Source organism: Limosilactobacillus gastricus PS3, from assembly GCF_000247775.1.
Lineage (GTDB): Bacteria > Bacillota > Bacilli > Lactobacillales > Lactobacillaceae > Limosilactobacillus > Limosilactobacillus gastricus_A.
Genome location: NZ_AICN01000055.1, coordinates 13438 through 28822, shown reverse-complemented (window position 1 = coordinate 28822; position 15385 = coordinate 13438). Strand labels below are relative to the sequence as shown.

Sequence of the window (15385 nt, the reverse complement as noted above, 5' to 3'; positions counted from 1 at the left end):
GGCAAGAACTTTGTCAATCTCTTTTTGAATGCTCCTAAAAAGATGACAAATGTCATCTTAACTTGTGACAAGCGTGACTGAAAATTGATGATCGAAATTTCTATAATAATCCCAGAAAGAAAAGGTGATTATTATGACAATCTTAACAGTAGATCATGTCCAGAAGTCCTTTAATGGACGAATGGTACTAAAAGATGTTTCCTTTCAAATTGACCAGGGTGAAATCGTGGGAATTATCGGTCAAAGATGATTAAGATATATTTAGCTGAAGATCAAACCATGCTGAATTCAGCCTTAAAGATGATTCTCGAATTGGAGCCTGATTTTACAGTGGTCGGGACGGCTACTGATGGTGAACAAGCCTGCGCAGAGATAAAAAATCTTCAACCGGATGTGGCGATTTTAGATATTGAAATGCCTAAACGATCTGGCTTGGCGGTGGCCCAAGCAATTTGCCAGCAGGATTTACCAATTAAAATTGTGATTCTAACGACTTTTGCCCGCTCTAATTATTTTCAAACGGCAATCAAAGCCCAAGTAGATGGCTACTTATTAAAAGATAGTCCCAGTGATTCGTTAATTAGTGCCATTCGTTCCATCATGCAGGGAAATACGGTCTTTGATCCCCAATTAGTGGCCGGCGTCCTACATGAGGTGGACAACCCCTTATCAAAACGTGAACTGGAGGTCTTGCAGGCTTTAGAAAAAACGGCAACGACTAAGGAATTAGCTGCCCAACTGTATCTTTCAGAGGGCACCATCCGGAATTATATTTCCGCCATTTTAAGCAAAACTGGGACTTCATCGCGCCTGGATGCCGTTAACTTGGCGCATCAAAAGGGCTGGCTATAAACTAAATTTTCAAGTTTTTCTAAAACCTCGTTTAATCTCGAGCTAAATAAGAACAGAAACGTTATAATGAAGAATATTAGTGCGATTGAAAGGGGTTAGACCATGAAAATTTTAGTAGTCGATGACGATCGTGAAATCGTTCAGTTGTTAGAAATTTATATCCGCAATGAAGGATACGAACCAGTAACGGCTTTTGATGGGAAAGAAGCCCTTTCCAAGTTAAATACCGATCATGAAATTGGCTTAATTATCCTTGATTTAATGATGCCAGAAATGGATGGAATGGAAGTTATTAAGCAGGTCCGGAAGGATTCGTCCATGCCGATTTTAGTCTTGTCCGCTAAAACGGCTGATATGGATAAGATTCACGGTTTGGTATCAGGAGCTGATGATTATGTCACGAAACCCTTTAACCCATTAGAAGTGATGGCTCGGGTGAACTCCCTGTTACGGCGGAGTGAACATGAAGTGACTAATGACCAACCGGATGTGTTACATGCGGGGCCACTTGAAATCAATCAGGATTCGCATGAAGTAAAAACTTTAAAGGGCGACCATATTCAATTAACTGCTTTAGAATTCGGGATTTTATATTTACTGGCCAGTCACCCGAACCGGGTTTTCAGTGCGGATGATATTTTTGAACGCGTTTGGAAACAAGAAAGCGTGGTTTCGGCGAAAACGGTAATGGTTCATGTTAGCCACTTGCGTGATAAAATTGAAGAAGCAACCGGTGGCGAAAAAGTGATCGAAACAGTTTGGGGTGTTGGCTATAAGGTGTCAGCACACTAAGATAGTCGAATAGCTCGTAAATTGGCTTCCGGAGGTTGATCTTCTTCTGGAAGCTAATTTTAGTTAAATAACGAAATTTAGATAAAGGGTAATAACATGTTAAAACTAACACGACGGGAAAAAAGTTCGCTCATTTTAGAAGGAATTCTAACCATCATCTTATTGGGTCTGTTGAATTTAGCAGTCCTAACAATTTTACAAATTTTGATGGTTAATCAACCTGGAGTCAACCTGGGCTTCTTTGTGATGCAACAATCGGTTGCAGTGGGACCAATTCGGATGCGGATTGTGGGGGCCCAACAAATTTTAGTAATTTTAATGTTAGTAGCGGATTTCGTGATTCTCTGGTGGCGGATGGTAAGGCGATATCACCAATACCAAATGGATCACATTATCAGTGAATTACATTATATTGCGCAAGGGCACCTAGAGCATCGGATTCCCTTCAGTGTGAAAGGGGCTCAGCAACATGTGATTACCAGTGTCAATGCCTTGGTTGATAGTACGGCCCGCTCCATAAAAGAAGAGCGCGAGATTGAAAAGTCAAAGGACGAATTAATTACCAATGTTAGTCATGATTTACGGACGCCCTTAACGAGTATCATTGGTTATTTAGGTTTAATTGAGAATCATCAATACCGGAGTGAAGAGGAAATTGTGCAATTTGCCAATATTGCCTATAACAAAGCACAACAAATGAAATCAATGGTCGATGACCTCTTTGAATACACGAAGGTACAGTTTAATGCAGAAAAACCAAAGTTTGTGGAAGTTGATCTAACCCAATTATTGGAACAAGTCAGTGCTAGTTTTGAGTTGGAAGCTGAAAAGCACGGGATCCAGATGCAAACGGATTTTGTTCAAAGTCCTCTGATGGTCGAAGTGGTCCCGGATAAAATTGGGCGGGTTTTCAGTAATTTAGTTTCTAATGCCCTGAAATATGGCGATGGCTCGAGTTATATTCGGATCGCGACGCAAGTTAAGGACGACCAAGTTGATATTACTGTCGCTAATGATGGCGTGCCAATCCCAGAAGAATCCGTGCAACATTTATTTGAACGCTTTTACCGGGTTGAGTCATCGCGATCCAAGCAAACTGGCGGGACTGGACTGGGGTTAGCGATTGTACAAAGTATTATTGAAACACATCACGGACATGTGGGGGTTAAGTCAGATGAATCAGCAACAACGTTTACAGTTACCATTCCATTACAACAGCCAAAAGATCAGAAAGGTCATTAAATGGTTTATTACCTGTTTAGCTGTGGTGGGCATGGTCGTGAGTCCTCTGGGAGCCACCACGGCGAAAGCGGCGGCCATTGATGCTAATGCGGCCCTAGCGGTTGATGCTTCTACAGGTCAGGTTTTGTATCAACAAAATGCAAGTCAAAGCCTACCAATCGCATCAATGAGCAAGTTGTTAACGATGATCGTGATTGAGCAAGAAATTAAGGCTGGAAAATTATCCTGGAATAGTCAGCTTAAAATAACGCAAGCCGAAGCAGAATTGTCCGAAAACACGGAGTATTCCAATATCACTTTAGAAGCGGGCAAATCCTATACGGTTAAAGAATTAGTGACTGCGGCGCTTTTGAAATCAGCGGATGCGGCCACGATCACCTTATCGCGAGCTACTGGTGATAACACGGCTGAATTTGCTCAAAAAATGACTAAAGCGGCCCGAAAAATTGGGGTGAAAGATGCCAAGATCTATAATGCGGTAGGCCTGACAAATGAACAAATGGGTACTTTTAAGACCAAAGGTGTTGCGGCAGATGCTGAAAATCAAATGTCAGCTAAAGATGTGGCGTTAATTGCCCAATATGTGATTAAGAAGTATCCTGATTTATTAAAGATTACGCAACAATCTAGTGCGACAGTAGCGGGACAGACCGTGGAGAATACGAATTCGCTCTTAACGGGTTTTACCTATCATAATCAGCAAGTTAAAATCGATGGCTTAAAAACAGGCACCTCTGATCAAGCGGGAAACTGCTTTGTAAGTACCGGTAAGTATCGTGGTCATCGGTTAATTACGGTAATCATGCATGCGGGTGGATCGGATAGTAGTAATCGCTTCACTCAGACGCAAAAGTTGTATGAAACGGTTCTCGGATCCTATAGTCCACATTGGCTAACAGCCAAGTATTCGGTCAAAGTTGCCCATGCGAAGTCAAAGAAAGTGAAACTGGTCTACCAGTCCGCAAGTGCTATTTGGGTAAAAAAAGGCACCAAGTTAAAGCAACCAAAGATTCAACTATTGAAAGTTTATCAGACCAAGAGTCATAAATTAAAAGCGCCCGTTAAAACCAGTGATCAAGTTGCAAACGCGGTTTATCAGCAAGCCCAAGGATTAAATGGTGGGAAACTAAAAGTGGCCCTCTATCCAGAAAAGTCATTACCAAAACTCAATGCTTTCATGGACTTCTTCCGGACAATTACGGGACAAAATTAGCAAAATAAAATGAAAAGCGACTGGGAATTAATTGCTTCCCAGTCGCTTTTGTTTATATATGTACCACTGCATGCTGGCCCAAACGATGATAACAATCGCTAACATGGCGATTCCGACAATAATCGTAATGGCCTGATAAAAATCGTGGGTGGCCGTGTAGGTTTTCAGCATGATGGTCTGTAAAGTGAAAATTGATAATAAAGAAATGATCAAAGCCAAATTAGCATCCGCCATTAAGATGGCGTTGCGCTCCCGCCGTGAACGGCGATAACGCATAATCGAACTACCGATATTATAAAAGGTATAGGTGGCTAGAGTGATGGTTTGAACCTCGCTGACTCTCGGCGGTGTCTTATGACTCAAGGTCAAAACAATTAAGCCAATAAAGGCTGGAATAATCAAAAGAATTAAGTAACTAATAATTTGATAGCCTCTTAGATTGTGATGACCATGGTCAGGATCTTGGGCTAAGTGAACCGCAATATAAAACCGCGAGATTACTAAAACTAAATAATAAACAGCTAAAGTAGTAAACCAGACGCTTAAATTAAAGATTCCCAGTCCAAAAGTAAAGGCAACGTATGCTAAATTGATGACGATGCTAAAAGATAGGGTGATTAAACGGGTAAAATGGTGATACTTTTTTAATTGTTGTAAATAGTAGTTGTGTAAATAAAGCTGACGAAGAAAGAGACCACCAGCCAGGAGGTCAATTCCAAAAAGGACGCCAGATAAGATACAAATGACTACAAGATAGGGAGTAGTAAGAAAGCGATTGATAAAGATCGGGTATTGGAGGACCAATAGGATCAGATTGAGCCCGATTAACAGACGTGTTCGATTATTCAAGCTGGACCTTCTTGGTAATTTATCAACCATTATAACTTGTTTATTATCCCTAGAACAATAGGTTTAAAGTCGGAAAACCACCATGAGCATAATAGATCATTCCCATCACTGCTAGAGCAATTAAGAGGGCGGGGAGACCAATAGTTAGGCGATTAGTAATTGATAGCCATGGCGTGAGTAATCGCGGGGCTAAGAGTAGGGATAAGCTGATCGCAAGGGCCAAACTAGCAACAAAGGTAGTGGCTGATAACAGTCCTAAGGGCAGATTAACCCAAAATAAAATTACCGAGCCGATAATACCAATGAGAGCCATCCCCCAAACTAAGTAACGCGTGCCAGTAAATAAGTATGAAATAGTTTTATCGATAAGCATAAGAACCTCCTGTAATGCTGTGCTGCTGTTTCGATAAACCTATCATAGCTAAGCAAACTTGCTGAAAACACCACAACAATGGTGAAAAGTGTTGGATGGACACAAAAAAAGAGGGGGATAAGAAACCAAGTAACATTTCTGTCCACCTTCTTTACTCACACTAGTTGTAATTGAGGTCAAAAAATTAGTTATGCATATAATCGCGGGTCATTGGGAGACTCTTTCCAGACGCTCCCTTGGTGATTAGGTATTGAATGACGTCAATATTACCAGATTCAAAGGAAGCGGCGCAGGCTTGGAGATATAGATCCCACATGAGCACAAAGCGTTCGCCCATCATATCGGTGATTTCACCGCGATGCTCATTAAAGTTGCGATCCCAGATTTCTAGGGTTCGTTGATAATGGCGTCGCAGCATTTCCATGTCGGCGATTTGTAAGTGGGCATCTTCGATATGATCGATCAATTCAGTTAAACCAGCGATGTAACCACCAGGGAAGATGTATTTATCGATCCAGCCGTTGTAGGCCCCTCCCTGTTGCCGAGTGATCCCGTGGATTAAGGCCACCCCATCATCTTTGAGATAACGAGCTACATCTTGGAAGTAAAGGCCTAAGTTTTCCTTTCCGACATGTTCAAACATCCCCACGGAAGTGATGTAATCCCATTGTTGGTCACCGAGTTCACGGTAATCAATTAAGTGGACTTCGGCAACGTCAGCTAAGTGTTCTTCATCGATCGTCCGTTGCACATGTTTAAATTGCTCTTCACTTAAAGTTACCCCGGTAACCTTAAGACCGTATTCACGTGCCGCAGTCAGCATTAAGGTTCCCCAGCCACATCCAATATCGAGTAAGGTTTTGCCGGGTTGAGGATCAAGCTTCTTTAAAATATGATGAACTTTATCAATTTGGGCTTGCTCTAAATCGTTATCAACATTGTTGTCAGTGAAGTAGGCACAGGAATAGGTCATGGTTGGATCTAACCAAATTTGGTAGAAGTCATTCCCGACATCATAGTGACTTTGTACATCATTTTTACTTTGTTGTTCACTATGACCACGTTGCTTTGGTAAGAAACGCCGATATTTAGAGCTACGCATAAAGCTATCAGCACTGTTGTATGCCGCAAAGATAAGCTTTTGCAGACTACCATCGACTTCGATTTTCTTATCCATAATGGCTTCACCTAGGGTTATCGAAGCGTTTTTGGTGATTTCGCGGATACTAATCTTTTCATTGAACTTAATCGTCACTTCCGGTTCGCCGTCACCGTAAATTGCTGACCGGCCATCCCAATAAATGACTTTGACGGTTAAACCGTTAAAAGATCGACTAAGTAATTGCTTATAAAAAGTTTTCTCTAACATAAATGTCCCTCAAATATAAATTAAATATTTATCTTAGTATACACCTTCTCAAATAGTGATGTAATTAATATGGTGCAGGGATAAACCGATTTTGTTAAGATAACAGTAATCAAACATTGGAGGAAACAGATGGAAAGTTCTTGGCAACGATTTATCAATAACACAATTTTACGACGGACCGTAGTATTGGTCGCCATTATCTTTGTATTATGGTATGTTCGGGCCGTTATGACGGAAATTTTATTGACCTTTATTTTTACTTATTTAATCGTTCATTGGTTACGGTTAGTTCAACGGTGGTTACCCAAATTACCAACGGCCATTACCGCGGTCGTTACTTATGCGATTATTATTTTCTTGGCCTATGTTGGAGTGACCAAGTATATGCCGATCCTCATTAATCAAATCGTCCGGATGGTTGATTACGTGATTAATTTTTCGCAAAGTAATGATATGACTTGGTTTACCAAATATATTACTCACTATGTCAGCATGTCGACCATTACTACCCAGGTTCGGCACTGGGTCACGATTGGGATTAGTACTTTAACTAGTGTAGGGACCTTTAGTTTCTCCTTTGTCATGGCTGTGATTTTAAGTTTCTTCTATTCTATTGAATTGAAACAAATGAATGGCTTTTCACGCTCCTTTTTGGATAGTAATGTGGCCGGTTGGTTCTTCCGAGATCTATATTACTTTGGTCAAAAGTTTGTAAATACTTTTGGGGTCGTCCTCGAAGCGCAATTCTTTATCGCTATCACCAATACTGTTATTACGACGGTTTGCTTAATCGTGATGCAAATGCCACAGATTGTTGCCTTATCAGTGATGGTCTTTGCCTTTTCGTTAGTGCCGGTAGCTGGGGTCATTATTTCCCTCATTCCATTGTGTATGGTTGGTTATAGCACTGGTGGGATCAAGTACATTATTTACATTCTAATTATGATTGCAGTAATTCACGTCATTGAAGCTTATGTCTTAAACCCAAAATTCATGGCTTCACGGACCCAACTACCAATTTTTTATACCTTTGTCGTGCTTTTGGTTGGTGAACATTTCTTTGGCGTTTGGGGCCTAATTGTCGGGGTGCCAATTTTTACCTTCTTCCTCGATATTTTAGGGGTGAAGTCCTTTACTAAATCAAAAACCAACAAAATCAATTTACAAAAGCTATAAGTTCGTATATTATTAACTTGTAAACAAAACGCAGCTAATAATGTTCGTAAAAAGGAGATAATCATGCCAACGGATTTAGAAATTGCTAGTCAAGCTAAAATGCAACCAATTAGCGAAATTGCTGCCTCAATTGGTTTAAGTGCCGATGATATTGAACAATACGGAAAGTATAAGGCCAAGATTAATTTGCCAGTTAAGGAAACGCCGGACAAAAAACATAAGTTGGTCTTAGTTACTTCTATTAATCCAACTCCAGCGGGCGAAGGTAAATCAACCATTCTAGTTGGTTTGGGAGATGCTCTAGCGAAGTTAAATCACCAAACGATTATTGCCATGCGGGAACCATCGATGGGACCGGTGTTTGGTGTTAAGGGGGGTGCTACTGGGGGTGGTTACAGCCAAGTAGTCCCAATGGAGGATATTAACTTACACTTCACGGGGGATTTTCATGCCCTCACGAGTGCCAATAATACCTTAGCAGCCTTGATTGATAATTATATTATGCGGGATAATGCCCTTGGCCTTGATCCACGGCGGATCATCTGGAAACGGGTTGAGGACGTTAATGATCGGGCCCTTCGGAATGTGGTAACTGGTTTAGGTGGCCTTATGCAAGGCGTTCCACGTGAAACCGGTTTTGATATTACGCCAGCTTCAGAATTGATGGCGATTTTGTGTTTGTCAACTGATCTAATGGATCTTAAGCGGCGGGTCAACCAAATTGTGGTTGGTTACACCTACCAAAAAGAACCGGTAACGGTGGAACAATTAGGTTTTGCGGATGCCATTACGATTCTTTTGAAAGATGCCATTAAGCCAAACTTAGTTCAGACCTTAGCTCACACTCCGGCCATTGTGCATGGGGGACCATTCGCTAATATCGCCCATGGATGTAACAGTGTGCTCGCTACGAAGACGGCCCTACAACTGGCTGACTATACTGTAACGGAAGCCGGCTTTGGGGCTGACTTAGGGGCTGAAAAGTTCATGGACATTAAGACGCGGGCTTTAGATAAGCATCCGGATGCCGTGGTAGTCGTGGCAACTGTGCGGGCTTTGAAGTACAACGGTGGGGCGCAATTAGCTGATCTGCAAAATGAAGATTTAGCGGCTTTACAAAATGGTCTGAAGAACTTGAACCGTCATATTCAAAATGTTCAACGCTTCGGCGTACCAATGGTTGTTGCTATTAACCATTTTGTATCTGATACGGACGCGGAATTAGCAATGATCACCGAAAATTGCCAATCGCTAGGGGTTAATGTCGTGACAGCCGATGCCTGGGCGAAGGGCGGTGAAGGTACCTTAGACTTAGCTGAAGAAGTAGTCCGCTTGGCAGATCAACCAGCTGACTTCCACCATCTCTACTCGCTGGATCAAACGATTGAAGAAAAAGTGACTACCATTGCGACGAAAGTCTATGGGGCTGCCCGGGTTGAGTTTAGCAAGAAAGCGAAGAACCAATTAAAACAATTCGCTGACCGTGGCTGGAATGACATGCCTGTATGTATTGCTAAGACCCAATATTCCTTTACGGATGATCAAACTCAATTAGGTGCGCCAACTGATTTTGTCTTCCACATTCGGGAATTTGTGCCCAAATTAGGGGCCGGTTTTGTGGTTGCTTTGTCAGGGAATATGTTAACCATGCCAGGTCTTTCAAAGACTCCCGCAGCGGTTAAGATGACCATTGATGAAGAGGGAATGATTACTGGTTTATTCTAAATGAAAGGATCCGTGGTGATCCTTTTTTAGTTACATTGAAATAAAAATGGGTGTATATTAAGGAAAACAAACAAATGGAGGATCTGAAAATGGCTAAAATTGTACAAACCGCTGGACGAGACCGTTTAGGTGATTTTGCACCGGAATTCGCACACTTCAATGATGATGTTTTGTTTGGTGAAAATTGGAATAACCAAGATATTGATCTTAAAACCCGGAGTATTATCGTTATCTCAGTCTTTATGGGACGGGGATTAGTTGATGATTCCCTCAAATTTCATTTTCAAACGGCTAAGAAAAATGGGGTAACCAAGCGTGAAATTGCGGCAATTATTACGCATGCGGCCTTTTATGCTGGCTGGCCCGTGGCGTGGGCAGTCTTTAATTTGGCGAAGGATGTCTGGGATGAGAATGAAGCTAGTACGAGTGATCAAGCCCGGGATGCTTATCAAAAATCACTGTTCTTCCCAATCGGGAATCCTAATGATGCTTATGCCAAATACTTTGTTGGCCAAAGTTACTTAGCTTCCGTATGTGAAGATCCTTTCCCAATCCATAATGTTACTTTTGAACCCGGTTGCCGAAACAATTGGCATATTCACCATGCGGATAAGGGGGGCGGTCAAGCCCTAATCTGCGTTGGTGGGCGCGGCTGGTACCAAGAATGGGGGAGGGACCCGGTAGAAATGACTCCGGGAACGGTGATTGAAATCCCTGCCGGCGTCAAGCATTGGCATGGGGCCGCAGCTGATTCTTGGTTCTCCCACTTAGCCTTTGGAATTCCAGGAGAAAATCCATCCAATGAATGGTTAGAAGCTGTGTCTGATGAACAGTATCAACAATTAGAAAAATAAGATTACAAGGTAAGAAGCTAGCTCACTGGTTAGCTTCTTTTGTTTTCCGAACATTAAAAGTAAATAAGAATCAATCGTTCTTGAATTTAGGGGGATTGTTTGGTATTCTGAAAACAGATTTTGAGGAGGCAATAAAATGAGTCAAATTAGTGTTGTGATGGGTAGTACATCCGACTGGCCCACCGTTAAATTAGCTTGTGATATTCTGGATGAATTTGGCGTTGACTATGATAAGCATGTGGTATCAGCTCATCGAATGCCAGACGAAATGTTCGCCTTTGCTAAAAGTGCGGTTGCTAATGGGACTAAGGTGATCATTGCTTGTGCTGGGGGTGCAGCGCACTTGCCAGGAATGGTGGCGGCCAATACCCCGTTACCAGTCATTGGGATTCCGGCCAAGACTAGTGCCCTGGGTGGCATGGATTCTTTATTATCAATTGTTCAAATGCCAGCCGGAATTCCGGTTGCCACAACGGCCATTGGGGCGGCAGGAGCCAAAAATGCCGCTTTGCTAGCTTTGCAGATTTTAGGAACTAGTGACCCAGCCATTCAAAACCAAATTGTGGAATATCGGCAAAAGATGCATGACCAAGCGGTCGAAAGCGAGGCAGATCTTGGCTAAGATGTTATTACCGGGTAGTACGATTGGCATCATTGGCGGTGGTCAGTTAGGGCAAATGATGGCCTTGGATGCCAAAGAGAATGGGATGCAAGTCGTGATTCTAGATCCCACGCCGGCATGTCCAGCTGGTCAAGTGGCTGATCATCAAATTGTCGCGGACTATGATGATTTTACCGCCATTGAAGAATTAGCACATCGATCCAATGTCTTAACTTATGAATTCGAAAATGTCGATTTAGCCGCCTTAGAAAAAGTCGCTGATCAAGTAGCAATCCCTCAAGGAACGGAATTGTTGCGGATTACGAAGGATCGCTTACGTGAAAAACGCTTTTTGCGGGTTGCCAAAGTTCAAACCGCTCCCTTCATGGAAGTGGAGAGTGAAGCTGATTTAGAAAAGGCCTTGGCTTCAATTGGGTATCCTGCCGTTTTAAAGACCGCCCAAGGTGGCTATGATGGTCATGGGCAAGCCGTACTTAAAAGTGCAGCGGATTTGCCAGCTGCTCAGGCCGTTTTAGCAGCCGGGAGTTGTATCTTAGAAGGCTGGGTTGATTTTGACTTGGAATGCTCCGTGATGGTAGCCCGTAATACGGATGGTGAGGTTGTAACTTTCCCAGTCGCCGAAAATATTCATCACAATGAGATTCTTCATAAGACGATTGTCCCAGCACGGATTAGCCCTCAATTACAGGATCGAGCGCGTCAAATGGCCGTTCAAATTGCAGAACAGTTGGATTTGAAAGGTATCTTAGGGGTGGAAATGTTCGTTAAACGGGATGGCGACATTTATATTAATGAGCTGGCACCTCGTCCCCATAATTCTGGTCATTATTCCATTGAGGCCTGTGATTTTTCACAATTCGCCATGCATAACCGGGCCATTTTGAACTGGCCATTACCAGAAGTTACCTTATTAAAACCAGCCATTATGGTCAATGTGTTAGGACAACACGTCAAACCAGTTCAAGCACTGATTTCCCAAAAGCCAAATTGGCATTTTCATGATTATGGAAAAGCAGAATCACGTGAGAATCGTAAAATGGGACACGTCACAATTTTGACAGATGATTTAGAAACCACCCTTGCTGAAATTGCGGATACCAAAGTTTGGCAAGCAGAAGAACAATAGGAGAACTAATTTATGATTGATCGTTATACTCGCCCAGAAATGGGTGCTATTTGGACGGATGAAAACAAATACAATTGTTGGCTAGCGGTGGAAATCGCGGTCGATGAAGCCTGGGCCGAAGCGGGGCATATTCCGGCAGAAGATGTTGAAAAGATTAAGCAAAATGCTAAATTTAGTGTTGACCGAATCAACGAAATCGAAGCCGTTACCCACCACGACGTGATTGCTTTCACCCGGACGGTTTCGGAATCCTTGGGTGATGAAAAGAAGTGGGTACACTACGGTTTGACAAGTACCGATGTGGTTGATACGGCGCAAGGTTACCAATTAAAACAAGCTAATGATATCTTACGTCAAGATTTACAAGACTTTATCGATATTCTAGCTAAGCGAGCCCGTGAATTTAAGGACACGGTTTGCATGGGCCGGACGCATGGGATTCATGCGGAACCAACGACTTTTGGTTTGAAGTTTGCTCGTTGGTATGCGGAATTGAAGCGGGATCAAGAACGTTTTGAACATGCTGCTAAAGGGGTTGAAGCGGGTAAGATTAGCGGGGCCGTTGGGACTTTTGCTGAAGTTGATCCTTTCATCCAAGATGCTGTCTGTAAAAAATTAGGTCTGCATTCGCAAGAGATTTCGACGCAAGTCTTACCACGGGACCTTCATGCCGAATACATTGCTGCTATGGCCCTTTGTGCTACCAGCATTGAAAATATTGCTACCGAAATTCGAGCTTTACAACGAACCGAAATTCATGAAGTTGAAGAACACTTTGCTAAGGGCCAAAAAGGATCTTCCGCGATGCCACACAAGCGGAATCCGATCGGTTCAGAAAATATGACCGGGATGGCTCGTTTATTGCGTGGGCACGTGGTGACGGCTTATGAAAATGATGCCCTTTGGCACGAACGTGATATTTCACACTCCAGTGCCGAACGGGTGATCTTGCCAGATACCACGATTGGTCTTGATTACATGCTTCACCGGATGGGCAATATTTTGAAGAATCTAGATGTCTTCCCTGAAACGATGAAGCGGAACATGGATAAGACCTTAGGCTTGATTTACAGTGGCCGGGTCCTATTGAAGTTAGTGGAAAGCGGCTTGAGTCGAGAAGCAGCTTATGATTTAATTCAACCTTACACTGCTAAATGTTGGGCTGAACAAATCCCATTCCGGCCTTTGCTAGAAGCCGATCCAACTATTCAAAAGCAATTATCAAAGGAAAAATTAGATGAAGCCTTTGATTACCATTGGCACTTACGTAACGTTGACGAAATTTTCCATCGCGTTGGTCTAGATTAAAGTAGTTAAAGATAGATCTTAATAAAGTTAAGGGTTTGGCAGCTTGCCAAACCCTTTTTGTCTGGGGTTGATTAAAACGTGGGTAAAACACGAACATTAAAGATTAAAAGTCAATTAAATGTCATGAGATCAGTTGACCTTTACTATGGTGGTTGTTATTCTATGTATGAATAACGAATAAACGCTATTTTAGTCGTATCAAAGTTCGGATTTAACCAAAAGGAGATAACCGATGAGTGAGTTGTTATATGCCGGAAAGGCTAAGGAAATGTGGTCAACCGATGATCCGGAAGTTTTACGGGTCGTATATTTAGATCAAGCCACCGCTTTTAATGGGAAAGAAAAGGAACATTTTGCTGGTAAAGGACATGCTGCTCATGCAATTTCCAATTTAGTTTTCCATTATTTAAAGGATCATGGAATTACGACTCATTTATTGGAAACTATTTCACCGACCGAAGATCTAGTGAAAAAGTGTGAGATGGTTCCCTTAGAATTCGTCACCCGAAATGTCGTGGCGGGGCACTTTGCTAGTCGTTATGGTTTAGATGAAGGTGCCGACTTGAATCCTGCAGTTGAAGAAACTTTTTATAAGAGTGATCCCTTGGATGATCCTTTTATTAATGCTTCGTCCGCTAATGCGTTAGGAATCGCCACTTTTGCCGAACAAGAACAAATGTGGACCATGTGTCGGGAAATTAACGAACTTTTAAAAGCCCTCTTTGAAAAGGCTGGTATGAAACTAGTCGACTTCAAGTTAGAGTTTGGTAAATTACCAGATGGCACGATTATTTTAGCCGATGAATTTTCACCAGATAATTGTCGCTTGTGGGACTTGAAGACGAACGCCCACATGGATAAAGACGTTTTCCGGCGTCAATTAGCTGATCTTACCGAAACTTATGATCAAGTATTAGCGCGTATTCAAACTGCTTTAGAGGAGAAATAATTATGACCAACGTACGGATCTATGTTACTTACAAGCCATCAGTTTTTGATCCCCAAGGAGAAACCATCAAAAATTCAATTCATGCTTTGGGACATGATGAGGTTGCCGATGTTACTGTCGGTAAGTTTTTTGATGTCCAAATTAATGCTACAGGCGACGCGGTTGAAGCGTCAGTTAAGTCAATTGCCGAAGAACTACTAGTCAACTTTAATATGGAAACGTATACCTACGAAGTGCGGGAGGGTTAATTCATGAAGATTGCCGTAGTGGTCTTTCCAGGATCCAACTGTGATATTGATTTATATGAAGCCTTGCATACGGTTTGTGGGGCGGATGTTGATTATGTGACCCATAAAGAAAGTAGCCTCGCTGGTTATGATGCAGTAATGTTGCCAGGTGGTTTCTCCTATGGGGACTACTTACGTTCAGGAGCGATTGCTCGTTTTTCTAATATTATGGGCGCTGTTAAGCAAATGGCAGATGAAGGTAAGCCTGTCTTTGGGACCTGTAATGGTTTCCAAATTCTAACGGAAGCTGGCCTGTTACCGGGAGCTTTAAAGAAGAACGATAGTCAACAATTTATCTGTAAATCAGTTCCGTTAGAAGTAGTTAACAATCGTACGGTGTTCACCACTCAGTATGAAGCTCATGAACGGATCGTCTTACCGATTGCCCATGCTGATGGTTCCTATTATGCCGATGAAGAAACTTTAGATAAATTGGAAGAGAATAATCAAGTTGTGTTCCGGTATGCTGAAGAAAACCCCAATGGAAGTTTACGTAACATTGCCGGAATTTGTAATGAACGTGGTAACGTCTTAGGAATGATGCCACACCCAGAACGGGCCGTAGAAGCTATTCTTGGGAATACGGACGGCTTACGTGTCTTTACATCACTTTTAGAAAATGGATCAGTTCACGCGGAGGCTTAAGAG

General features: G+C 42.3%; 16 protein-coding genes. 13 read left to right on the top strand and 3 right to left on the bottom strand.

Going from position 1 to position 15385, the window contains the following annotated elements; genetic code table 11:
- Positions 1 to 246: 246 nt before the first annotated feature.
- The 4 genes from PS3_RS06475 (at position 247) to PS3_RS06460 (ending at position 4099) form a co-directional block, all read left to right on the top strand.
- On the top strand, positions 247 to 852 hold the full coding sequence (locus tag PS3_RS06475; protein WP_007122422.1) for a response regulator transcription factor: 606 nt from the start codon (positions 247 to 249) through the stop codon (positions 850 to 852).
- Between the two features lie 102 nt (positions 853 to 954).
- Positions 955 to 1644 (top strand): response regulator transcription factor CroR, encoded by a 690-nt coding sequence (croR, locus tag PS3_RS06470; RefSeq protein WP_007122421.1) that lies wholly within the window; start codon positions 955 to 957, stop codon positions 1642 to 1644.
- Between the two features lie 96 nt (positions 1645 to 1740).
- Positions 1741 to 2886, top strand: coding sequence for a sensor histidine kinase (locus PS3_RS06465; RefSeq protein ID WP_007122420.1), 1146 nt, complete (start codon positions 1741 to 1743; stop codon positions 2884 to 2886).
- Positions 2819 to 4099: a serine hydrolase gene (locus PS3_RS06460; protein WP_235719996.1), complete on the top strand. Its 1281-nt coding sequence runs from the start codon at positions 2819 to 2821 to the stop codon at positions 4097 to 4099. Before PS3_RS06465 ends, PS3_RS06460 begins: the two co-directional genes overlap by 68 nt.
- 27 nt (positions 4100 to 4126) lie before the next feature.
- Here PS3_RS06460 and PS3_RS06455 read toward each other — a convergent pair whose 3' ends face one another.
- The 3 genes from PS3_RS06455 to PS3_RS06445 all read right to left on the bottom strand — a co-directional run bounded on the left by PS3_RS06455 (position 4127) and on the right by PS3_RS06445 (position 6690).
- Positions 4127 to 4948: a hypothetical protein gene (locus tag PS3_RS06455; protein ID WP_040468450.1), complete on the bottom strand. Its 822-nt coding sequence runs from the start codon at positions 4946 to 4948 to the stop codon at positions 4127 to 4129.
- Positions 4949 to 4997: 49 nt separating this feature from the next.
- The gene (locus PS3_RS06450) at positions 4998 to 5321 is read right to left on the bottom strand and encodes a hypothetical protein (protein ID WP_040468448.1); all 324 of its coding nucleotides are present in this window, start codon (positions 5319 to 5321) and stop codon (positions 4998 to 5000) included.
- Between the two features lie 184 nt (positions 5322 to 5505).
- Complete coding sequence (locus PS3_RS06445; protein WP_007122418.1) at positions 5506 to 6690, bottom strand: SAM-dependent methyltransferase; 1185 nt, start codon at positions 6688 to 6690, stop codon at positions 5506 to 5508.
- A 129-nt stretch (positions 6691 to 6819) separates the two neighbouring features.
- Between PS3_RS06445 and PS3_RS06440 the strand changes: the two genes are divergently transcribed.
- From PS3_RS06440 to purQ, 9 genes are all read left to right on the top strand, one after another.
- Positions 6820 to 7866, top strand: coding sequence for an AI-2E family transporter (locus PS3_RS06440; protein ID WP_007122417.1), 1047 nt, complete (start codon positions 6820 to 6822; stop codon positions 7864 to 7866).
- Between the two features lie 63 nt (positions 7867 to 7929).
- Positions 7930 to 9591: a formate--tetrahydrofolate ligase gene (locus PS3_RS06435; RefSeq protein ID WP_007122416.1), complete on the top strand. Its 1662-nt coding sequence runs from the start codon at positions 7930 to 7932 to the stop codon at positions 9589 to 9591.
- An 89-nt stretch (positions 9592 to 9680) separates the two neighbouring features.
- On the top strand, positions 9681 to 10445 hold the full coding sequence (locus PS3_RS06430; RefSeq protein WP_040468446.1) for a carboxymuconolactone decarboxylase family protein: 765 nt from the start codon (positions 9681 to 9683) through the stop codon (positions 10443 to 10445).
- A 136-nt stretch (positions 10446 to 10581) separates the two neighbouring features.
- Positions 10582 to 11067 (top strand): 5-(carboxyamino)imidazole ribonucleotide mutase, encoded by a 486-nt coding sequence (gene purE, locus PS3_RS06425; RefSeq protein WP_007122414.1) that lies wholly within the window; start codon positions 10582 to 10584, stop codon positions 11065 to 11067.
- On the top strand, positions 11030 to 12193 hold the full coding sequence (purK, locus tag PS3_RS06420) for a 5-(carboxyamino)imidazole ribonucleotide synthase (protein ID WP_050950878.1): 1164 nt from the start codon (positions 11030 to 11032) through the stop codon (positions 12191 to 12193). The genes purE and purK overlap by 38 nt, the downstream gene beginning before the upstream one ends.
- A 12-nt stretch (positions 12194 to 12205) precedes the next feature.
- A complete protein-coding gene (gene purB, locus PS3_RS06415; protein WP_007122412.1) occupies positions 12206 to 13501 on the top strand; it encodes an adenylosuccinate lyase in 1296 nt (431 codons plus the stop codon).
- 232 nt (positions 13502 to 13733) lie between these two features.
- Positions 13734 to 14450 (top strand): phosphoribosylaminoimidazolesuccinocarboxamide synthase, encoded by a 717-nt coding sequence (gene purC, locus PS3_RS06410; protein WP_007122411.1) that lies wholly within the window; start codon positions 13734 to 13736, stop codon positions 14448 to 14450.
- Positions 14451 to 14452: 2 nt separating this feature from the next.
- The gene (purS, locus tag PS3_RS06405; protein ID WP_007122410.1) at positions 14453 to 14698 is read left to right on the top strand and encodes a phosphoribosylformylglycinamidine synthase subunit PurS; all 246 of its coding nucleotides are present in this window, start codon (positions 14453 to 14455) and stop codon (positions 14696 to 14698) included.
- 3 nt (positions 14699 to 14701) lie between these two features.
- On the top strand, positions 14702 to 15382 hold the full coding sequence (purQ, locus tag PS3_RS06400; protein ID WP_007122409.1) for a phosphoribosylformylglycinamidine synthase subunit PurQ: 681 nt from the start codon (positions 14702 to 14704) through the stop codon (positions 15380 to 15382).
- The last annotated feature ends 3 nt before the right edge of the window (positions 15383 to 15385 follow it).